General features: G+C 65.2%; 13 protein-coding genes. 9 read left to right on the top strand and 4 right to left on the bottom strand.

Features of this window, described 5'->3' with window-relative positions:
- The first annotated feature begins 73 nt into the window (after window positions 1-73).
- Entirely contained in the window at window positions 74-1093 is a 1020-nt protein-coding gene (locus tag P3T42_RS16780) for a GlxA family transcriptional regulator (RefSeq protein WP_074295671.1), read from the top strand.
- A 230-nt stretch (window positions 1094-1323) separates the two neighbouring features.
- A complete protein-coding gene (locus P3T42_RS16775; RefSeq protein WP_429306662.1) occupies window positions 1324-3879 on the top strand; it encodes an adenosylcobalamin-dependent ribonucleoside-diphosphate reductase in 2556 nt (851 codons plus the stop codon).
- 11 nt (window positions 3880-3890) lie between these two features.
- Here the strand turns inward: P3T42_RS16775 and P3T42_RS16770 are convergent, their stop codons facing one another.
- Window positions 3891-4934, bottom strand: coding sequence for a helix-turn-helix domain-containing protein (locus tag P3T42_RS16770; protein WP_429306661.1), 1044 nt, complete (start codon window positions 4932-4934; stop codon window positions 3891-3893).
- A 318-nt stretch (window positions 4935-5252) separates the two neighbouring features.
- Entirely contained in the window at window positions 5253-6452 is a 1200-nt protein-coding gene (fdhA, locus tag P3T42_RS16765) for a formaldehyde dehydrogenase, glutathione-independent (RefSeq protein WP_074295674.1), read from the bottom strand.
- A 254-nt stretch (window positions 6453-6706) separates the two neighbouring features.
- Here fdhA and betI point away from each other — a divergent pair, with 254 nt between their 5' ends.
- The 7 genes from betI (at window position 6707) to P3T42_RS16730 (ending at window position 18024) form a co-directional block, all read left to right on the top strand.
- On the top strand, window positions 6707-7294 hold the full coding sequence (gene betI / locus P3T42_RS16760) for a transcriptional regulator BetI (protein WP_074295675.1): 588 nt from the start codon (window positions 6707-6709) through the stop codon (window positions 7292-7294).
- Between the two features lie 65 nt (window positions 7295-7359).
- Complete coding sequence (gene betB, locus P3T42_RS16755; RefSeq protein WP_429306660.1) at window positions 7360-8829, top strand: betaine-aldehyde dehydrogenase; 1470 nt, start codon at window positions 7360-7362, stop codon at window positions 8827-8829.
- 11 nt (window positions 8830-8840) lie between these two features.
- Window positions 8841-10559 carry a choline dehydrogenase gene (gene betA / locus P3T42_RS16750; protein WP_429306659.1) on the top strand — a complete coding sequence of 573 codons (1719 nt, stop codon included), beginning with the start codon at window positions 8841-8843 and terminating at the stop codon, window positions 10557-10559.
- 165 nt (window positions 10560-10724) lie between these two features.
- Window positions 10725-12158, top strand: coding sequence for an MFS transporter (locus P3T42_RS16745; protein WP_429306658.1), 1434 nt, complete (start codon window positions 10725-10727; stop codon window positions 12156-12158).
- Between the two features lie 627 nt (window positions 12159-12785).
- Window positions 12786-13382, top strand: a complete 597-nt coding sequence (locus tag P3T42_RS16740) for a DUF2760 domain-containing protein (RefSeq protein ID WP_429306657.1) — start codon at window positions 12786-12788, stop codon at window positions 13380-13382.
- Window positions 13379-15226, top strand: coding sequence for an Hsp70 family protein (locus P3T42_RS16735; RefSeq protein ID WP_429306656.1), 1848 nt, complete (start codon window positions 13379-13381; stop codon window positions 15224-15226). The genes P3T42_RS16740 and P3T42_RS16735 overlap by 4 nt, the downstream gene beginning before the upstream one ends.
- A 5-nt stretch (window positions 15227-15231) precedes the next feature.
- Window positions 15232-18024, top strand: coding sequence for an Hsp70 family protein (locus P3T42_RS16730; RefSeq protein ID WP_429306655.1), 2793 nt, complete (start codon window positions 15232-15234; stop codon window positions 18022-18024).
- Between the two features lie 78 nt (window positions 18025-18102).
- Here P3T42_RS16730 and P3T42_RS16725 read toward each other — a convergent pair whose 3' ends face one another.
- Both P3T42_RS16725 and P3T42_RS16720 read right to left on the bottom strand, forming a co-directional pair.
- Complete coding sequence (locus P3T42_RS16725; protein WP_429306654.1) at window positions 18103-19692, bottom strand: methyl-accepting chemotaxis protein; 1590 nt, start codon at window positions 19690-19692, stop codon at window positions 18103-18105.
- Between the two features lie 324 nt (window positions 19693-20016).
- Window positions 20017-20949 carry a 2-hydroxyacid dehydrogenase gene (locus P3T42_RS16720; RefSeq protein WP_429306653.1) on the bottom strand — a complete coding sequence of 311 codons (933 nt, stop codon included), beginning with the start codon at window positions 20947-20949 and terminating at the stop codon, window positions 20017-20019.
- Window positions 20950-20976 lie beyond the last annotated feature (27 nt).

Here is a 20976-nt window from a genome sequence, read left to right as displayed (position 1 = left end):
AACCCAGAATGACGGAGCCGTCCCCCCTCACGACGGCCGCAACACAATACAGAGTCGAAGGAACACCCGCACCATGTCGCCTGACCGCACCGCGTCGCTGTCCCACTTCGCTTTCATGCCGCTGCCGAACTTCACGATGATCGCCTTCACCAATGCGATCGAAGTACTGCGGATGGCGAACTACCTGAGCGGACAACAGCTCTATCGCTGGTCGATCATCAGCCCCGACGGCGGCCCGGTTACGGCAAGCAATGGTCTGGCAGTCGACACCGGTCCCGCCGAATGCGTGGGCCAGCCCGATATCGTGTTCGTGTGCGGCGGCATTGACGTGCAGCGCGAAACCACCCCCGCCCATCTGTCGACGCTGCGCCGCTTCGCGCGTGGCGGCGTGGCGCTCGGCAGCCTGTGCACCGGCACCTATGCGCTCGCCAAGTCAGGGCTGCTGGCCGGTTACGCCTGTGCGATCCATTGGGAGAACATGTCGGCGCTCAAGGAAGAGTTTCCGGACACGCGCTTCCTGAAAGAACTGTTCGTGATCGACCGCGACCGCGTGACCTGCACCGGCGGCGTTGCGCCGCTCGACATGATGCTCAACCTGATTGCGGCGCGCGTCGGCACCGCACGCGTCACGCAGATCGCCGAGCAGTTCATTGTCGAACACGTGCGCGATACCAACGCGCAGCAACGCATGCCGCTCGTCGCGCGACTCGGCTCGGCGAACAAGTCGCTGTTCGAAGTGATCGCACTGATGGAGAACAACATCGAGGAGCCGTTGTCGCGCGAAGAGCTCGCGCGCCTCGCCAACATGTCGCAACGGCAATTGCAGCGCCTGTTCCGCGAGCACCTCGGCATGACGCCGACGCATTACTACCTGACCTTGCGTTTGCGGCGCGCCCGCGAGTTGCTGCTGCAGACCGACATGTCCATCATGCACATCACGATGGCATGCGGCTTCCAGTCGGCGTGTCACTTCAGCAAAAGCTATCGCGACGCCTTCGGCACCGCACCCACGCGTGAACGGCGCAAGCAGGTTGCGCCGCTGGCCCACACCATGCCGCCGGGCGCACCGCTCGGTATCGCACTGCAGGCCTGAGCCGGACCTTACTCGGCCATCTTTGGATTCCATCAAGCCGCGCGCCGTTTAGCGCGGCTTCTTTACGTCTATAACCCCTTCGGCCGCCATGTCTTGGATTGTGGCGAGGCGTCGCGTAAGCTATGGTGAGTTCGTTGCGGCATGTCACCCCGGCGACGCCCACACCCCGCTAGAGTGACTGCTTTCCACCATCGCGCTGCGCAAGCTGCGGCGCCGTTAAAGGCTGGGCCATGGCAGACGACAGCATTGAAACCCGCCCCACTCCCTCCGCACCCCGGCTGCTGGTTGCGCCGCAACAATTCTCGCTCGACGTCCTGCTGGAAAAGTACGCCAAAGGCGACGAGCAAAGCGCCGACGACGTCTACCGGCGCGTCGCCCGTGGTGTCGCGATGGCGGAACCCGCTGCCCTGCGCGAGACCATCGAAGCCCGTTTTGTAGAGAACCTGCGCCATGGCGCGCTCGGCGCCGGCCGCATCATGAGCGCGGCGGGCACGGGTATCGCGGCGACGCTCATCAACTGCTTCGTGCAACCGGTCGGCGACAGCATCCAGGGCGTCGACGAGCAAGGCCTGCCGGGCATCTATGTCGCGCTGCTGCAGGCGGCCGAAACGATGCGCCGCGGTGGCGGCGTCGGCTATAACTTCTCGGCGATCCGCCCCAAAGGCGCGCGCGTTCACACCACCAATTCGTCGGCCTCCGGTCCGTGCAGCTATATGGATGTGTTCGACGCATCGTGCCGCACGGTGGAAAGCGCGGGCTCGCGGCGCGGCGCGCAGATGGCCGTGCTCGACTGCAACCATCCGGATCTGCTCGAATTCATCGAAGCCAAGCATTCAAAGGGCCGCTGGAACAACTTCAACGTATCGGTCGCCGTCACGGACGAATTCATGCGCGCGGTCGAGCAGAATCAACCGTGGCAACTCGTGCATCGCGCCGAGCCTTCGCCGGCATTGCGCGCCGCCAACGACATGCAGCAGCGCGAAGACGGCTTGTGGGTTTACAGCGAGAAACCGGCCCGAGCGATCTGGGACCGCATCATGCGCTCCACTTACGACGTGGCCGAACCCGGCGTGGTGTTCATCTCGCGGATGAACGAGGACAACAACCTGCGCGCGGTCGAAACGATTCGCGCCACCAATCCCTGTGGCGAGCAACCGCTGCCGCCCTATGGCTGCTGCAATCTCGGACCGCTCAATCTGACGCGCTTCGTGCGCGACCCGTTTGCGCAAGGCAAAGGCGGCACGCCCTCGTTCGACTGGGATGCGCTCGCGAACAGCACCCGCACGCAGGTGCGTTTTCTCGACGACGTGCTGGATGTGACGCTATGGCCCCTGTCCGAGCAGTACGACGAATCGCGCGCCAAGCGGCGCATCGGCGTGGGCTTCACGGGCCTCGGCAATACGCTCGTGATGCTCGGCCTGCGTTATAACTCGCCCGAAGGCCGCGAACTGGCGGTGCGCATTGCCCGCCTGATGCGCGACGAGGCGTACCGCGCTTCCGTCGAACTCGCGCGCGAGCGCGGCGCGTTTCCGCTGTTCGACGCCAAGCGCTATCTGGAAGACGGCACCTTCGCTTCGCGCCTGCCCGACGACATCAAGGACGCGATCCGCCGCGACGGCATCCGCAACAGCCATCTGCTGTCCATCGCGCCAACCGGCACGGTGAGCCTCGCGTTTGCCGACAACGCCTCGAACGGCATCGAGCCGGCCTTTTCGTGGACCTACACGCGCATGAAGGTGATGGCCGACGGCAGCCGCGAATCGTTCGCGGTGGAAGACTACGCGTATCGCCTGTACCGCGAACTGGGCGGCGATGTCGAGGCCTTGCCCGACTACTTCGTCAGCGCCCTGGAAATGTCGGCGCGCGACCACCTCGACATGATGGCCGCCGTGCAGCCTTACGTGGACACGTCGATCTCGAAGACGGTGAACGTGCCCGCCGATTACCCATTCGAAGCGTTCGAGAGCCTCTACTTCGACGCATGGAAAAACGGCCTCAAGGGCCTCGCCACGTATCGTCCCAACGAAACGCTCGGCGCGGTGCTGAGCGTGGCGCCACAACAGCCCGATGATTCGCTCACCGAAGCGGATCTCGACCCGCTGCGTATCGCCATCGATCATCGCCCCAAGGGCGAACTCCCGGCGATTATCGAAAAGGTCGAATACCTCACCCAGGCCGGCAAGAAATCGCTGTATGTCGCAGTGTCGTTCATGGAAGTCACGGGGCGCCTCGCGGGCGAGGACGTGACGATCGAGCGGCCTATCGACTTCTTCATTCCGGTGGGTCAGCGCGACGAATCGCAGCAGTGGATCACCGCGCAGATGCGCTCGCTGTCGCTGGCCGCGCGCGGCGGTTTTGTGGCGCGCAATCTGCAGGACCTGCGCAAGGTGTCGTGGGATCGTGGCCAGGTGCGGTTAGGCGACGTGCAACGGCTCGACGGCCACCGCTCGCCGCTGTGGCACGATTCGGAAGTTGCGGCGCTGGCGTACGCGATCCAGCAGATCCTCCACCGGCGCGGCTTTCTGGATGCCGAGGGCAATCAGGTGCCGTCGCGCGTGCTGGCCCGGATTGGACATGAGCAGGTCGCGGCGGCGCCTGCTGCCTCTACCTCCGCTCCCACCACCGTGACGTCCCACAACGATGACGCATCCCCCGACACCGAAGGCCTCAACCAGTTGCGCACGATGCTGGGCCGCAAATGTGGCACCTGTGGCGCCAATGCGGTGATTCGCAAGGACGGTTGCGACTTTTGCACGGCGTGCGGAGAGGTGGGTGCGTGCGGATGAGCGTGGACTGCTCACGCCTGCCAGGCTGAACTCCCGCCAACGGGCCAGGAGGCATGGCGCGATCGTCTCGCCGGTTCGCGCCTGAGCAAGGGCGCATAGCCGTGCAATTCACGCGGCGCGATATCGAACGCACGCCGGAAAGCGCGCGTAAAACTCGACGCGTCATTAAAGCCCAGCCCCGAGGCAATATCCTGCACCGAGAGATGCGGAAAGCGGACCAGTTCATCGGCCGCCATCAAAAGCCTGCGGCTGCGGATATACGCGGCAAGCCCACCCTCATGCTCGAACAGACGGTACACGCTGGCGCGCGACAGATGCAGCGACGCCAGCACGCTCTCCGGCGTCAGATCCGGGTCGTGCAGATTGGCCTCGACAAAGCGCCGCACCTGCCCATACACCGCGGCACGCACCGCCGCGCGGGCGTTGCCGGAAAGCCCCGCCTGCCGGCTGAAAGCCGCAGCGAGGAGTTCGATCGCCGTGAGCAAGGACTGATACGCCTCTTCCTTGCTCAGGCCGGCGATCTGCCGGTTGAGCGCCACCAGATGCGCGATCAGCGTACGCATCAGAGGCGTCGTCGCCTCAACCCAACGGCCATGCAGCGAAGCGGCATCGGGAAACGATCGTTCAATCAAGAGGCGCGGCACGAACAGCAGCAGGATTCGCCCCTGGAAACTGCGCACGGTGCACGGCTGATCCATGTCCAATGCGAGGATGCCCGGCACGGACGGCACGCGCGGCGCGTCGGACCTTTGCTTGCCGCCGAGGAACTGCCCCCGCTCGCCTTCCAGGAAGATGCTGAAGCTGACGTCGTGAATGCTTTCCGTCGAGACGCGCCCCAACGAGCGCACCGCCAGGTTAGGGCCGGTGAGGAAGTCGAACAGGCTCACATCGTCGACCGAGTAACGGGTGAGCGCCGCGTCGAAGCGCTCCTCGCCCTGCTTCGTGGCGGGCCGTATGTCGAAGACCGGACTCATGCGCTCCTGCCAGGCCAGGAAGCTCTGACGGGCATCGCCGTGTACGCTGAAATTGCTGTGGAGGATGCCGGGCGCGAGCATCGGTGGCTGCGGTGGCAAGAGAAAGCGGCTTGGCGGCATGGACGCGGGCCTCGGGTCGTGGATCCGTCGGCGCGCATTTCGGGCTTCCGTCCAGTCTCGATCCGCTTTATCGCCTCAGACAGGCACGAATCGTGTCGGGCCGCGAGCCCGCCCCGTGCGCGCCAATCCGGTTAGCGAAGCATATCCTGTCCACGCTGCCCGCGCCAACGGCGCTTTGCACAGACGCTTTCCGGATGGGCCATCGTTTGGGCTGCTAACTTGCCCGCTGGGTTGAAAAGCACCGCAGCGGGCAGTCCCACTCAGGCGGCCCTCACTTGCTTACGCCGCCTTCAGCAACCCGTGCGGGTCGATCACAAACTTGCGCGGCGCCCCGCCGTCGAACTTGCGGTAGCCTTCCGGCGCTTCATCGAGCGATACCACCGTCACGTTGACGATATCCGCAATCGGCAAGCGGTCCCACAGAATCGCCTGCATCAGATTGCGGTTGTATTTCATGACCGGCGTCTGCCCGGTATGGAACGAGTGCGACTTCGCCCAGCCGAGGCCGAAGCGGATGCTCAGGCTGCCCTTGCGGGCGGCCGGGTCGGTGGCGCCCGGATCGTCGGTCACATAGAGGCCCGGAATGCCGATGGCGCCGGCCACCCGCGTAATGTCCATCAGCGAATTCAGCACGGTCGCGGGCGCTTCCTCGTGATGTCCATGGCTGCCGTGACCGTGCGCCTCGAAGCCGACGCAGTCGACCGCGCAATCCACTTCCGGCTTGCCGAGTATGTGCGCGATCTGCTCGCCGAGCGTCGCATCGAGCGACAGGTCGACGGTTTCGAAGCCCACCGCACGCGCATGCGCGAGCCGTTCCGCGTTCATGTCGCCGACGATCGTGCATGCCGCGCCCAACAAACGCGCGGACGCAGCAGCAGCCATGCCGACCGGACCCGCCCCGGCGATATACACCGTCGCGCCCGGCTTCACGCCCGCCATCACCGCGCCGTGATAACCGGTCGGCAAGATATCGGACAGACACGTCAGGTCGCGGATTTTTTCCATCGCACGATCGCGATCCGGAAACTTCAGCAAATTGAAATCCGCGTAGGGCACCAGCACGTATTCGGCCTGTCCGCCTATCCAGCCACCCATATCCACGTAGCCATACGCCCCGCCCGCACGCGACGGATTCACGTTCAGGCACACGCCGGTATGCTGTTCCTTGCAGGTCTGACAGCGGCCGCAGGCTACGTTGAACGGCACCGAAACCAGATCGCCGATCTTCAGCGTCTCGACGTCGCGGCCCAGTTCCACCACCTCGCCGGTGATTTCATGGCCCAGCACCAGCCCGACCTCAGCCGTCGTGCGGCCGCGCACCATATGCTGATCGGAGCCGCAGATATTGGTCGACACTACCTTCAGAATCACGCCATGACCGATTTCGCGGCCACTCGGATCGACCATCCGCGGATAGTCGATCGGTCGCACTTCAACCTTGCCCTCACCCAGATACACCACACCGCGATTGCTGCTCATTGTCTCGTCTCCATGTTCGTCTAGCTGCTCGATTTGCTGTCTGGTTTGCTGCCTGATCAGCAGCGCTGTTCGCCACGGCATCCGGCAAACGCCGCTGATTCGAGCGTATTCCCTGAGCCCCTGCGACAAGTGTGCAAAACCCGACATGAGCTTTCCCCAAACCGACAAAGCGGTTCGCAAGGCATTTTTCATTGATTGAACGATCAATAAAAAACCGCTAGAGTGAGGTCTTTCGACGCCAGAGCCTGAGAGACATGCCCAAAGTCGGAATGCGCGAAGTGCGTCGCGCGCAATTGATCGACGCCACCCTTTTAAGCATCGACGAAGCGGGACTGGCGGGTACCACGCTGGCCTCGGTAGCGCAGCGTGCCAGGATTTCAACCGGCATCGTCAGCCACTACTTCGGCGACAAGGACGGCCTGCTCGAAGCCACCATGCGGCATATCCTGCGCGATCTGTGGGCGGCCACCACGCGCCGGCGCGTTGCAGCGAAAGCGCAGCCGCGCGCGCGTTTGCGCGCCATCGTGGCGGGCAATTTCGACGTCAGCCAGTTAAGCGGCCCGGTGATGAAAACGTGGCTCGCATTCTGGACGCAGAGCATGCATGAGCCGCAGTTACGGCGCCTGCAACGCGTCAATACGCGCAGGCTGTTTTCCAACCTGTGCGCGGAATTTGCCAAAACCTTGCCGCGCGCCCAGGCACGGCGCGCGGCCAGCGGCCTGGCCGCGATGATCGACGGGCTGTGGTTGCGCGGCGCGCTCTCCGGCGATCCGTTCGACACCAAAGCGGCCCTGCGGCTCGCGAACGACTACATCGACATGCTGCTTGCGCCCGAGGCGTGACCTCTCACACCTGATGTGCCTGCAGTAAAGCCACGCACTGTCTCACGCCTTCAAGGAGAAACCTGATGCCCTCGTTTGGCCTGCAACGTCTCTACATCGGCGGCGAGTATGTCGACGCCACCAGCGGCGTCACCTTCGACACCTTCGATCCCGCCACCGGCGAAAAACTCGCCACCGTGCAGCAGGCGAGCGCCGCGGATGTCGAGCGTGCCGTGCAATCCGCGCAGGAAGGCCAGCGCGCATGGGCCGCGCTGACCGCGATGCAACGCTCGCGCATCCTGCGCCGCGCAGTAGACTTGCTGCGCGAGCGCAACGACGAACTCGCCGAGCTTGAAATGCTCGATACCGGCAAGCCGGTCGCCGAAACGCGCGCCGTGGATATCGTCACGGGCGCGGACGTCATCGAGTATTACGCGGGGCTCGCCACCGCCATCGAAGGCCAGCAGATTCCGCTGCGCGCCGAGTCGTTCGTGTATACACGTCGCGAGCCGCTGGGCGTCACAGCCGGCATCGGCGCCTGGAACTATCCGATCCAGATTGCCTGCTGGAAGTCCGCCCCTGCACTCGCAGCCGGCAACGCCATGATCTTCAAGCCGAGCGAAATCACGCCGCTGTCCGCCGCGAAGCTGGCCGAAATCTATCTGGAAGCCGGCGTGCCGCCTGGCGTATTCAACGTCGTGCAGGGCGACGGCAAAGTGGGCGCCTTGCTTGCCGGGCACGAAGGCATCGCCAAGATCTCGTTCACGGGCGGCGTCGAAACGGGCAAGAAAGTGATGTCGCTCGCGGGCGCTTCGTCCTTGAAGGAAGTGACGATGGAACTCGGCGGCAAGTCGCCGCTGATCGTATTCGACGACGCCGACCTCGACCGCGCCGCGGATATCGCCGTCACCGCGAATTTCTTTAGCGCCGGCCAGGTCTGCACGAACGGCACGCGTGTGTTCGTCCATCAAGCGGTGCAGCAGGCCTTCGAAGCGAAGGTGCTCGAACGGGTGAAGCGCATCCGCGTGGGCAAGCCGTCCGATCCCGCCACCAACTTCGGGCCGCTCGCGAGCGCGCTGCAACTCGACAAGGTACTGGGCTACATCGAAAGCGGCAAGCGCGAAGGCGCGCGTCTGGTAGCGGGCGGCGCCCGTTTGCTCGAAGGCGATTATGCCCGCGGCCAGTATGTGCAGCCCACGGTCTTCGCGGATTGCCGCGACGAGATGAAGATCGTGCGCGAAGAAATCTTCGGCCCGGTGATGAGCCTTTTGACCTTTGCCACTGAGGACGAGGTGATCGCCCGCGCCAATCATACGATCTACGGCCTCGCGGCCGGTGTCGTCACCGAAAATCTCTCGCGGGCGCACCGCGTCATTCACCGCCTCGAAGCCGGCATCTGCTGGATCAACACATGGGGCGAATCGCCGGCGGAAATGCCGGTGGGCGGCTACAAGCAGTCGGGCGTGGGCCGCGAGAACGGCATCACGACGCTCGAACACTACACGCGCATCAAGTCCATCCAGGTCGAACTGGGCAAGTACCAGCCGGTGTTTTGAGGAGGCGCAGCATGGCAGCGAAAGAGTACGACTACATCGTGATCGGCGCGGGCTCGGCGGGCAATGTACTGGCTACGCGCCTGACCGAAGACGCGGACGTCACGGTGCTGCTGCTCGAAGCAGGCGGCCCCGACTACCGTTTCGACTTCCGCACGCAGATGCCCGCCGCGCTCGCCTATCCGTTGCAAGGACGGCGCTACAACTGGGCCTACGAAACCGAACCCGAACCGCACATGAACAACCGCCGCATGGAATGCGGGCGCGGCAAAGGTCTCGGCGGCTCGTCGCTGATCAACGGCATGTGTTACATCCGCGGTAACGCACTCGATTACGACGGCTGGGCCGAACGCAAAGGCCTCGACAACTGGAGTTACCTCGACTGCCTGCCGTACTTCAGGAAGGCGGAAACGCGCGACGTTGGCCCGAACGCGTATCACGGCGGCGACGGCCCGGTTCACGTGACCACCAGCAAGCCCGGCGCGAATCCGCTGTTCGGCGCGATGGTGGAAGCGGGCGTGCAGGCCGGCTATCCGCGAACCGACGATCTGAACGGCTATCAACAGGAAGGCTTCGGCCCGATGGATCGCACGGTGACCGCGCATGGCCGGCGCGCCAGCACGGCGCGCGGCTATCTGGACCAGGCGCGCCGGCGGCCGAACCTGACCATCGTCACGCACGCTACTACCGATCGCATCCTGTTCATGGGCAAGCGCGCCAACGGTGTCGCTTATCTGCATGGCGGCACGAGCGTCGCTGCCTACGCGCGCCGCGAAGTGCTGCTGTGCGGCGGCGCGATCGCCTCGCCGCAAATCCTGCAGCGCTCGGGCGTGGGCCCCGCTGCGTGGCTGCGCGAACTGGACATTCCGCTGATACTCGATCTGCCTGGCGTAGGCCAGAATCTGCAGGACCACCTCGAGATGTACATGCAGTACGAGTGCAAGGAACCCGTCTCGCTCTACCCTGCCTTGCTGCTGCACAACCAGCCGGCCATCGGGCTCGAATGGATGCTCAGGGGCACCGGTATCGGCGCGAGCAACCACTTCGAAGCGGGCGGCTTTATCCGCACGCGCGACGACGATCCGTGGCCGAACATCCAATATCACTTCCTGCCGGTGGCGATCAACTACAACGGCACCAATGCGATCAAGATGCACGGCTTCCAGGCGCACGTCGGTTCGATGCGCTCGCCCAGCCGGGGACGCGTCAAGCTGCGCTCGCGCGATCCGCATGAGCATCCGTCGATTCTCTTCAACTACATGGCTGAAGCGCTGGACTGGCGCGAGTTCCGCGACGCCATCCGCATAACTCGCGAGATCATCCGCCAGCCAGCACTCGACCGTTTCCGCGGCCGCGAACTGAGCCCCGGCGCGGAACTGCAAAGCGACGCGGAGATCGACGCCTTCGTGCGGGCCCGCGCCGAAACGGCGTATCACCCGTCGTGTTCGTGCGCGATGGGTTACGACGAGATGGCCGTGGTGGACAACGAAGGCCGCGTGCATGGCCTGGAAGGTTTGCGCGTGGTGGACGCGTCGATCATGCCGCGCATCACCACCGGCAACCTGAACGCGCCGACCATCATGCTCGCCGAAAAGATCGCCGACCGCATTCGCGGCCGCACTGCACTGGCACGGGTCGATACGCCCTACTTCGTGGCCGCCGGTGCACCGGCACGCGGCACGTCTGCACGTTCGACGAGCCTCATGCAGGAAAATGCCGTGCACGTGGAGTGAGCGGCAGGGCGCGCCATGTCCGGGCGGCGCAACATGGCGCGCCCGTTCCATCCGAATGCCGATTTCGTTCTATGTCGGCCTTTAATGGTCAAGTCTACTGAAATGAACCAGACCTCGAATCCAAACGGGTCGTAAGGTCTTCGAACCATCCATTCAGAGGATGCCATGCCGAGCGCCGCTTCGCCCAGCGTTTTGTCTCCCGCCCGTCCCAGTGCCGCAGCGCGTCTCGAACGCCTGCCGTTTTCCGGCTATCACCGGACCATTTTTATCATCATTGCCGCGGCGTTTTTCTTCGATTCGATCGACCTCGGCACGATGACCTTCGTGCTCGGTTCGATCAAGACCGAATTCAAACTCTCCAGCGCGATGGCCGGACTGGTTGCGAGCGCAAGCTTCTTCGGCATGGTGCTGGGCGCCGCGGTTGCGGGATTGCTCGCCGACCGTTTCGGACGCCGTCCGGTGTTCCAGTGGAGCATGGTGCTGTGGGGGATCGCGTCGTATCTGTGTTCGACCGCGCATTCCGTCGATGCGCTGATTGTCTACCGCGTGCTGCTAGGCATCGGCATGGGGATGGAGTTTCCGATTGCGCAGACCCTGCTCTCCGAGTTTGTACCCGCTGCCTCGCGTGGCAGGCTGGTTGCGTTGATGGACGGCTTCTGGCCGCTCGGCTTCATCACGGCCGGCATCGTCTCGTACTTCGTGTTGCCGCAATTCGGTTGGCGCACGGTGTTTGCACTGCTCGCGATTCCGGCGGTGTTTGTGCTGATCGTACGCCGCGTAGTGCCCGAGTCGCCTCGCTGGCTCGAACATCACGGCAAGCCGGATGAGGCGGACGCCGTTCTTGCCGGCATCGAAGCGAAAGTGATGAAGGCCAACGGTCTCACGTGGCTGCCCGCACCGTCGATGCTCGCCGAGCCTGCGCCCGCCTCGAAGCAGGGTGCGTTCCGCGAGATCTGGAGCGCGGCGTACCGTCAGCGCACCATCATGGTGTGGCTGCTGTGGTTCTTCGCTTTGCTCGGCTTCTACGGCCTCACCTCGTGGCTCGGTGCGCTGATGCAGCAAGCCGGCTTCGCCGTGACGAAGTCCGTGCTCTATACCATGCTGATCTCGCTTGGCGGCGTACCGGGTTTTCTGTGCGCGGCGTGGCTGGTCGAACGCTGGGGACGCAAGCCGACCTGCATCGTTTCGCTGGTCGGCGGCGGGATCATGGCGTTCCTCTACGGACAGACCGCACTGCATGCGGATAGCGTCAGCCTGCTGATCTGCGCGGGGCTGTTGATGCAGTTCTTCCTGTTTGGCATGTGGGCCGTGCTCTACACCTACACGCCCGAGCTGTACGGCACGGGCGCACGCGCAACCGGTTCGGGCTTCGCCTCGGCGATTGGCCGGGTCGGTTCGTTGATCGGGCCGTATGCGGTGGGTGTGGTGCTGCCGGTGTTCGGCCAGGGCGGCGTCTTTACGCTGGGCGCGCTGTCGTTTGCCGTGGCCGCGCTCGCGGTCTGGGTGATGGGCATCGAAACGAAGGGCCTCGCCCTCGAATCGCTCGCCTCGCTTGACGCTGCGGAAAATGCGCCGGCGTATGGCGTCGCGGTCGACTAGGCGCATCGAATCGTTGCGGCTGCAACGGTCGATCCGCTGACCGCCGCAGCAGCATCGCAGCAGCACCGCAAAGAAATAAAGCCCGCCTGGCACAGACCTGATGATCGATCGACGATCAGGCGGCACAGGCGAGCTTCGCAATGAGGTACCGGCCAACACCTGCGACCGGTTGCGTCCGTTTCTAGCGCGGCCCGGGGATGAACTGCGGCGCCGACCGCCGCGTGACCCAGCTAACTACGAATACGCTCACATTTTATCGGCGAATGTGGTGAATCCTTCATGAGTGATTTCCCGATGTTGACGGCACTACACGTCCAGCGACCCTGCTTCGACCGCAGTGCAGCATAGCGTCCACGTTGCATCTCTGCGTGCGTCATCGTGGGCACACGCCCCCTCCTGAGCCCCCTCCTCGTCCCTCCATTGCGGCCTTTGGCCGATGCCGTCGCGCCCGAAAGGTAAAATACGGGATGAGGCCCACTGGGCCATGCCCAACCTGGGCCGCCAAGCCAACCGATGACGCGTGTCGCGCATCGACGTCCGCAACCCGATAACCCGCGGCGACCCCGGCTCGAGCCGGCATCGCCCGAGGACAGCTCGTCCTTTAACAGAGCCCTCAGGAGCCACTTTATGACCGACTCGAACGTGTCTTTCCTCGGCCGGATTTCGCTAGCCGTCGGAACGTTCTTCAGCATTCTGGGCGACGGCGAGTTCGCCGCCCGCGTACAGCGCCTGCGCAGCGGCGCGCCCGTCACGCAGGCCCCGGTGGCCACGCCCGCACCGGTTGCTGCACCTGCACCCGCACCCACGCCTGCTCCGCAACCCGCAGCGCCGGCGCTGAAGCAGGCCAGCCCGGATGCCGCGCTCCAACTGCTCGGCCTGCTGCAGCGCGATGCGCGCTTTATCGACTTCGTCGAAGAAGACGTGGCCGGCTACTCGGACGCCGACATCGGCGCCGCCGCCCGTGTCGTGCACGGCGGCTGCCGCACCGTGCTGCGCGAGCACTTCACGATTCGCCCGGTGCGCGAGGAAGCCGAAGGCAGCCGCGTGACGCTGCCCGAAGGCTTCGATGCCACCGCCGTCCGTCTGACCGGCAACGTCGTCGGCAAGGCGCCGTTTACCGGCAGCCTCAGCCATCGCGGCTGGCGTGTCGACGACGTGCGGCTGCCGAAGCTGGCCGCGAGCCACGACGCGTCCGTGATCGCAGCAGCCGAGGTGGAGCTATGAGCGAGCCGCGTTACTCGATCGGGATCGATCTGGGCACGACCCATTGCGCCCTCTCGTATGTCGACTTCGCCGGCAGCGACGGCGAAAAGACCACCCAGGACGTGCTGCCCATCACCCAGCTCACGGCACCGGCCACGATCGACGATCTGCCCTTGCTGCCGTCGTTCCTCTATCTGCCGCATGCGAGCGAACTCGCGCCCTTCGACCTCGGTCTGCCATGGACCGGCGCGCGTGACTTCGCAGTCGGCGAAATGGCGCGCAGCCGCGGCGCGGGCACGCCGATCCGCCTCGTCTCGAGCGCCAAGAGCTGGCTGTGCCACCCGGGTGTCGATCGCCGCGCCGCGATTCTGCCGAACGACGCGCCGCCCGAAGTAAGCCGCGTGTCGCCGCTCGAGACGTCGATTCGCTACCTCACGCATCTGCGCGAAGCCTGGGATCATGGGCATCCCGATGCGCCGTTCAGCGAGCAGGAAATTACCGTCACGATTCCTGCGTCGTTCGATCCCGCTGCCCGCGAGCTGACTGCCGAAGCAGCCCAGGCCGCCGGCTACGCAGGCATGACGCTGCTCGAAGAGCCGCAGGCCGCGCTGTATAGCTGGATCCAGAAGAGCGGCGGCCAATGGCGCAAGCAGGTGCGCGTGGGCGACATCATCCTCGTAGTGGATGTCGGCGGCGGCACGACTGACCTGTCGTTGATCGCGGTGATCGAACGCGAGGGCAACCTCGAACTGCATCGCGTTGCCGTGGGCGAGCACATCCTGCTCGGCGGCGACAACATGGACCTGGCGCTGGCCCACGTGGTGGCGCGCAAGCTGGCCGCCCAGGGCACGCAACCCGATCCGTGGCAACTGCGTGCGCTGACCTACGCCTGCCGCGCGGCCAAGGAGACGCTCCTCACCGACGCCGCCACCGACACCGTGCCGCTCGTCGTGCCGAGCCGCGGCGCCAAGCTGATCGGCGGCTCGATCCGCACCGAACTGACCCGCGCCGAACTCACGCAGACGATTCTCGAAGGCTTCTTTCCGCAAGTGGACAGCGCCGCGCGGCCGGTGAGCCGCGCTCGCGCAGGCTTGACGCAATTGGGCTTGCCGTACGCGCAGGATGCCGCCGTCACGCGTCATCTGGCAGCGTTCCTCGGCCGTCAAGTCGCGGCACTGGCCGAACTCTCCGGTCTGCCAAACGCTCAACCGGAAGGCGCCAGCTTCCTGCATCCCACCGCCGTGCTGTTCAACGGCGGCGTGTTCAAGTCGCCGCTGCTGGTGGAGCGCATTCTGCAGACGCTCAACGGCTGGCTCGCGGCAGAAGGCGCGGCGCCCGCGCGTCTGCTGGAAGGCGCGGACCTCGACCTCGCGGTCGCACGCGGCGCGGCCTACTACGGCTACGTGAAGCGCGGCCAGGGTGTGCGGATTCGCGGCGGCATTGCGCGGGCGTTCTATATCGCGGTCGAATCCGCCATGCCCGCTGTGCCCGGTCTCGAACCGCCCATCCAGGCGCTGTGCGTGGCGCCGTTCGGCATGGAAGAAGGAACCGATGCAGAGCTGCCCGCGCAGGAGTTTGGTCTCGTAGTAGGCGAGCCGGTGCACTTCCGCTTCTTCGGTTCGTCGGTGCGTCGTCAGGACCAGGTCGGCACGCTGCTCGACTACTGGTCGCCGGAAGAACTGCAGGAACTCGACGAGATCGAGGCCACCTTGCCGACTGAAGGCCGCAGCCCCGGCGAGATCGTCGCTGTCAAGCTGCATGCGCGCGTGACCGAAGCCGGCACGCTCGAACTGGAAGCCATCCCGCGCGGCACCGGCGAGCGCTGGAAAGTCGAGTTCGACGTCCGCGGCAACGCCCACGCCTGACCGAGATGAAGCAGTACATCGTCGGGATCGATCTGGGCACGAGCAATACGGTCGTCGCGTATGGAGAGGCGGGCTCCGAGGACATCCGCGTCTTCGAGATCGATCAGCTCGTCAGTCCCGGCGAGGTCGCCGCGCGGCCCTTGCTGCCGTCCGTGCGGTATCACGCGGCGCAAGGGGAATTGAGCGCGGGGGATGTGCAACTGCCGTGGTCGGGTGCGCAGGTGGGTGCGGGCGAGGCGCTTGATCCGAATGTTGAGCAGCCCGTAGTAATCGGCCGGCTCGCACGCAGCCTTGGCGCACAGGTGCCGGGCCGGCTCGTCGCCAGCGCGAAAAGCTGGCTTTCGCATGCCTCAGTGGATCGCACCGCGCCGATTCTCCCCTGGGGTGCCGGCGACGACGTGCACAAAGTCTCCCCCGTCACCGCCAGCGCCAGCTATCTGGCCCATGTGCGCGCGGCGTGGAACCAGCGCTTTCCGCACGCGCCGCTTGAACAGCAGGATGTCGTGCTCACCGTGCCCGCCTCGTTCGACGACGGCGCCCGCGCACTGACGCTCGAAGCGGCACGCATCGCGCAGTTACCGAAGCTGCGGCTGCTGGAAGAGCCGCAAGCGGCCTTCTACGACTGGCTGTTCCGGCATCGCGGCTCGCTCGGCGCCGAACTCGCCGACACGCGGCTCGTGCTGATCTGCGACGTGGGCGGCGGCACCACCGACTTCACCCTGATCAAGGTGCAGATGCAGGACGGTCAGCCGCAACTGACGCGCGTCGGCGTGGGCAACCACCTGATGCTCGGCGGCGACAACATGGACCTCGCGCTGGCGCATCTGGCCGAGAGCCGTCTGTCGACGCCGCAATCGCGGCTATCGGCGGCGAGCCTCTCGCAACTCGTCGAACGCTGCCGTGGCGCCAAAGAGCAACTGCTCGGCGCCGAAGCACCGCAATCCGCGTCGATTACGCTGCTGGGTTCGGGGTCGAAGCTGATCGGCGGAGCGCGCACGGCGGAAATCACGCGCGAGGAAGTCGAACAGATCATCGTCGACGGTTTTTTCCCGAGCGTTGCCGCGGATGCGCGGCCGGGACGTCCGCGTGGCGCAATCGTGGAATTCGGTTTGCCCTATGCTAGCGATCCGGCCATTACCCGCCACGTCGCCGCGTTTCTGGGCCGGCTCGCGGCGCAATCGCGCGAAGCCCTGGACACAACAGGGCCTGCCGACGACGACGCGTTACCCGTGCCCGACACGCTGCTGCTCAACGGCGGCGTGTTCCGTGCGCCGGCGCTTACCGGGCGCCTCGCCGGCACGCTAGGCGCGTGGCGCGGCGCGCCGCTGCATGTCCTGCACAACGACAATCCCGACGTCGCGGTCGCGCGCGGCGCGGTGGCCTATGCGCTGGCGCGTGCGGGTCGCGCGCCGCGAATCGGCGGCGGTTCGCCGCGCAGCTACTTCCTCGTGCTCGATGAAGACGGTGAGGCGCTACGCGGTGTCTGCGTCCTGCCGCGCGGCACCGAGGAAGGTCGAGAGATTCATCTGGCGGACCGCACGTTCGCTTTACGGCTGGGGCATCCGGTCCAGTTTCATCTGGTCTCCTCAGTATCTGACGCGAAATGGCAAGCGGGCGAAATCGCCGAGCTTGCGCTGGGCGAGTTCGTGCGCCTGCCGCCGATCGCCACGGTCGTGCCGCCGCGCGAGGCCGGCCAGTCCGGTGAAACGCCGGTCCAGCTCGTCGCCTCGCTGACCGAAGTGGGCACGCTCGACGTGCACTGTATCGACGCCGGCGACGCCGCGCAGCGCTGGCTGCTCGAATTCCAGTTGCGCCGCGGCGAGGCCAAGGTCACGGTCTCCGGCGCAGCGCCTCATCCTGCCCTGCCCCGCGCGCTCGAACTGATCGACCGCACGTTCGGCTCGCGGTCGCAGAAGGTCGACCCCAAAGAGGTCAAGCGTACGCGCGCGGAACTGGAGCAGATCCTCGGTCCTCGCGCGAACTGGAATAGCGCCCTGCTGCGCGAACTGTTCAACGCCCTATGGGAGCGCGCCAAACGGCGGCGCCGTTCGGCGGACCATGAGCGGCTCTGGCTGAACCTGGCCGGCTATTGCCTGCGTCCCGGCTTCGGCTACCCGCTCGACGAATGGCGAGTCGAACAACTCTGGTCGCTGTTCGACGACGGCATTCAGTACATCAACGACAGCCAGGTCTGGTCGGAATGGTGGACGCTATGGCGGCGCGCAGCGGGCGGCCTCGGCGAACGCGAGCAGCTCGAAGTGCTCGACGCCGTAGCGTTCATGCAGGCCGCCGGCACGGCACGCGCAAAGCTGCCGTTCGACCCCGCGAAGTCCGGCTATGCCGATATGCTGCGCCTCGAAGCGTCGCTCGAACGGGTGCCTGCCGAGCGCAAGATCGAACTCGGCGAGCGGCTTATCGAGCGGCTCAGGAAGCCGTCTGAAAACCACCAGGGATGGTGGGCCGTGGGCCGCATCGGCGCGCGCCGGCCGTTCTACGGCAGCGCGCACAGCGTCGTGCCGCCGGAGGTCGCGGTGAAATGGCTCGACGCCGTGCTGGCGCTCGACTGGAAGAAGGTCGAACCGGCCGCGTTTGCCGCCGTGCAGATTGCGCGCATGAGCGGCGATCGCTCGCGCGACCTCGCCGACGAGGTGCGGGCGAGCGTCGTCAAGCGGCTTGAAACCGCACACGCACCGGCGCAGTGGATCACGATGGTGCGCGAGACCGTCGAACTCGACGAGGCCGATGAGGGACGGGTATTCGGCGAATCGCTGCCGCCGGGGCTCAAGCTGATCGGCTGATGGGCGGGCGCAGTGCGCGCCCGCTGCCGCGGCTCCAGTACCCATCCGTCCGCGCCGCGCATTCACTCACCCGCTTGCTCAGGCGCGCAATCCGCTTGCCGTATCAAGCTGAAAAAACGCCACCGCCTGATTCAACTGGTGCCCCTGCCCCTCCAGCGACTTCGAAGCCGCGGCTGCCTGCTCGACCAGCGCCGCGTTCTGCTGGGTCACGGAGTCCATCTGCGTAATCGCCTGGTTGACCTGTTCGATACCACGGCTCTGTTCGAACGAGGCCGCGGCAATCTCGCCCATGATGTCCGTAACGCGCGCCACCGCCTGGGTGACTTCCGACATCGTCTTGCCCGCTTCGCTCGCGCGCGCCGAACCGTCCTGAATCTTTTTCACCGACTCGGCGATCAGGTCCTTGATCTCCTTCGCCGCACTCGACGAGCGTTGCGCGAGACTGCGCACTTCGCTTGCGACCACTGCGAAGCCGCGTCCCTGTTCGCCGGCGCGAGCGGCTTCGACTGCCGCATTGAGCGCGAGGATGTTGGTCTGAAAAGCGATGCCCTCGATGATGCTGGTGATGTCCGCAATCTTCGTCGAGCTGGCGCTGATTTCGCCCATCGTCTCCACCACCTGGCTCACGACATGGTTGCCCTTCAACGCCACTTCCGACGCGTTCGCCGACAGCACGCTCGCCTGTTGCGAATTCTCCGCGTTCTGCTTGACCGTGGAGGTCAGCTCTTCCATGCTCGACGCGGTCTCCTGCAGCGACGACGCCTGCTGCTCGGTACGGGCGGACAGGTCGACATTGCCGGAAGCGATCTGGCTCGACCCGGTGGCAATGCTGTCGGCCGCGACCCGCACGCGCCCGATCAGTTCGACCAGACTGGCCTGCATGCGCCCCATCGACGCCAGCACGCTGTCGGCCGGCGCTTGCACCGCGCCGCTGACCACGCGCAGATCGCCCGCAGCGACACGCTGTGCCAGGCTGCCGAGCTCACCCGGTTCGGCGCCGAGCGAGCGCAACAGTCCGCGAGCAATCAGGAATCCTGCCAATACGGCCAGGGCAACGGCGCCCAGACAGGTTCCGATCAGGATCAGGCGCTGCGACGCATACTGGTCGGCGGATGCCTGCAACAGCAGATCGGCACGGGTTCGCGTGTAGGTTTGATACGCGTCGGTGGCCTTGATCAACGCCGCAAGCAGCGGCCGGCAATCGTTATCGATCTTCGCGACCGCTTCGTCGCGTTTGTTCGCTACCGCGAGCGCCACGATCGCCTGTGCCACCGGCGTGTAATCGGCCTCAATGCGATTGATCTCGTTCACCAGATCGCGGCCCTGCTGGGTGACGTCGGCATCCGTCGCCATCATCTGGTTGAGCTTTGCGAGCCTCGTCTGCACATCCTGCTGGGCCTGTGCTTCGGCATCCTTTTCAATCGCGAAGTCTTCCGGTTTCGTGACAAGCGCCATATTGCGCGCCGCAATCGCGCGCCGGTCGACGGCCGTTCTCACTTCCTGCGCGGTAATAGCCCGCGTATCGATACCGGTGACGAAGCCGGAGAATCGCTCATGGGCATCGCTCAACGCGCTCAACGATATGCCCGACACCACCATCACCACCACCGTCAGCATCCCAAAAGCGCCGTACAGCTTCGCTTTTACTGACATACCTTTAACGTCCATACCTCACCGCTCCCATCGAACGAATCGAGAAAATTATTTTGGATTGTTTTTGCTTTGTTGGTTTTCTCTCAGATTCCGACGGCCGGGTCGGCTGTGACGTGGCACGTCATCTCTCCGAGTTAACGGCAGACCGGCGGCATTCATTAATTTCGCAAAGGTTTGCGGGAAATTATTTATTTGTTGGCGGCGTGTTTTTCTTTTATCTCATTCACGCTGATATTTAACATTTATTATTGGCGCTAGCCGCAAGCGCTGACGCGCGCGGATTCGAGCGGGGTCGGGCCGCGCCCCGCTCTTCGATACGACAATCCGCCGCCGCCCTGCTCAGATCGGCGTCAACACCGGCTCGCCCGCAAAATGGCGCGTCGCGTTGGCGATGAAGTTCTGCACCGAGGCCGTGATGGCCTCCGGCGACCTGCCGCCCACGTGCGGCGTCACCACGAGGTTGCGCAATTCGAGCAAGGACGCGGGCAGATGCGGTTCGCCCTCGTACACGTCGAGCCCGGCCCCGGCAATCGTCCCCGCTCTGAGCGCGGCGGCGAGCGCCTCCGTATCGACGACGCTGCCACGCGACACATTCACGACGAAGCCGTCCGGCCCCAATGCCTCGAGCACGGCCTTGTCGACCAGATGCTTCGTGCCGGGTCCGCCCGGCGTCGCAATCAGCAGGAAATCGCACCATTGCGCGAGCGCCGTGACGCTCTCGAAGTAGCGCATGGACTCGCCTTCGCGCGGCTTGCGGTTGTGATAACCCAGTTCCATGTCGAAGCCCGCGCCACGTCTGGCCATCTTCTGACCGATATTGCCGAGACCGAGAATGCCCAGACGCTTGCCCGACACGTTCGGCCGCATCGGCAGCGTGTCGCGCCAGGCGCCCTCACGGGTCGCCTGATCGAGTTGCGGGACGTCGCGCACCACCGCCAGCAGCAGCGCGAAAGCATGATCGGCGACGCAGTTGTCATTGGTCCCCGCGCCGTTGACCAGCACGATGTTGCGGGCCCGGGCGTGGTCGAGCGGCAGGTTTTCATAACCGGCGCCCAGCGCGCTGATCAATTCGAGTTTCGGCAACCGGTCGACTTCGGCGGGCGTCAGGCCGGTCGTGCCGTTGGTCAGCACGGCGCGAACCGTGGCGCCGTGCGCGGCGACCGCTTCGGCGCGCGAGTCCGGATCGGGGGCATAGATAACGTCATAAGCGGCCGCGACACTGGCGCGGCTTGCATCGTTCAGGTGAATCAGAACCAGCAGGGTAGGTTTCATGGACTCGACGCGTTGATTGGCGGGACA

Origin of the sequence: Paraburkholderia sp. GAS38 (assembly GCF_050434965.1) — a bacterium.
Taxonomy (GTDB): Bacteria; Pseudomonadota; Gammaproteobacteria; order Burkholderiales; family Burkholderiaceae; genus Paraburkholderia; species Paraburkholderia phenazinium_A.
The sequence above is the reverse complement of the archived record's forward strand: the minus strand, read 5'-3'. Positions and strand labels throughout refer to the sequence as shown.

Coding starts and splice junctions, on each gene's coding strand:
- P3T42_RS16780 (WP_074295671.1), top strand. CDS start 74: ATGTCGCCTGACCGCACCGCGTCGCTGTCCCACTTCGCTTTCATGCCG.
- P3T42_RS16775 (WP_429306662.1), top strand. CDS start 1,324: ATGGCAGACGACAGCATTGAAACCCGCCCCACTCCCTCCGCACCCCGG.
- P3T42_RS16770 (WP_429306661.1), bottom strand. CDS start 4,934: ATGCTCGCGCCCGGCATCCTCCACAGCAATTTCAGCGTACACGGCGAT.
- fdhA (WP_074295674.1), bottom strand. CDS start 6,452: ATGAGCAGCAATCGCGGTGTGGTGTATCTGGGTGAGGGCAAGGTTGAA.
- betI (WP_074295675.1), top strand. CDS start 6,707: ATGCCCAAAGTCGGAATGCGCGAAGTGCGTCGCGCGCAATTGATCGAC.
- betB (WP_429306660.1), top strand. CDS start 7,360: ATGCCCTCGTTTGGCCTGCAACGTCTCTACATCGGCGGCGAGTATGTC.
- betA (WP_429306659.1), top strand. CDS start 8,841: ATGGCAGCGAAAGAGTACGACTACATCGTGATCGGCGCGGGCTCGGCG.
- P3T42_RS16745 (WP_429306658.1), top strand. CDS start 10,725: ATGCCGAGCGCCGCTTCGCCCAGCGTTTTGTCTCCCGCCCGTCCCAGT.
- P3T42_RS16740 (WP_429306657.1), top strand. CDS start 12,786: ATGACCGACTCGAACGTGTCTTTCCTCGGCCGGATTTCGCTAGCCGTC.
- P3T42_RS16735 (WP_429306656.1), top strand. CDS start 13,379: ATGAGCGAGCCGCGTTACTCGATCGGGATCGATCTGGGCACGACCCAT.
- P3T42_RS16730 (WP_429306655.1), top strand. CDS start 15,232: ATGAAGCAGTACATCGTCGGGATCGATCTGGGCACGAGCAATACGGTC.
- P3T42_RS16725 (WP_429306654.1), bottom strand. CDS start 19,692: ATGGACGTTAAAGGTATGTCAGTAAAAGCGAAGCTGTACGGCGCTTTT.
- P3T42_RS16720 (WP_429306653.1), bottom strand. CDS start 20,949: ATGAAACCTACCCTGCTGGTTCTGATTCACCTGAACGATGCAAGCCGC.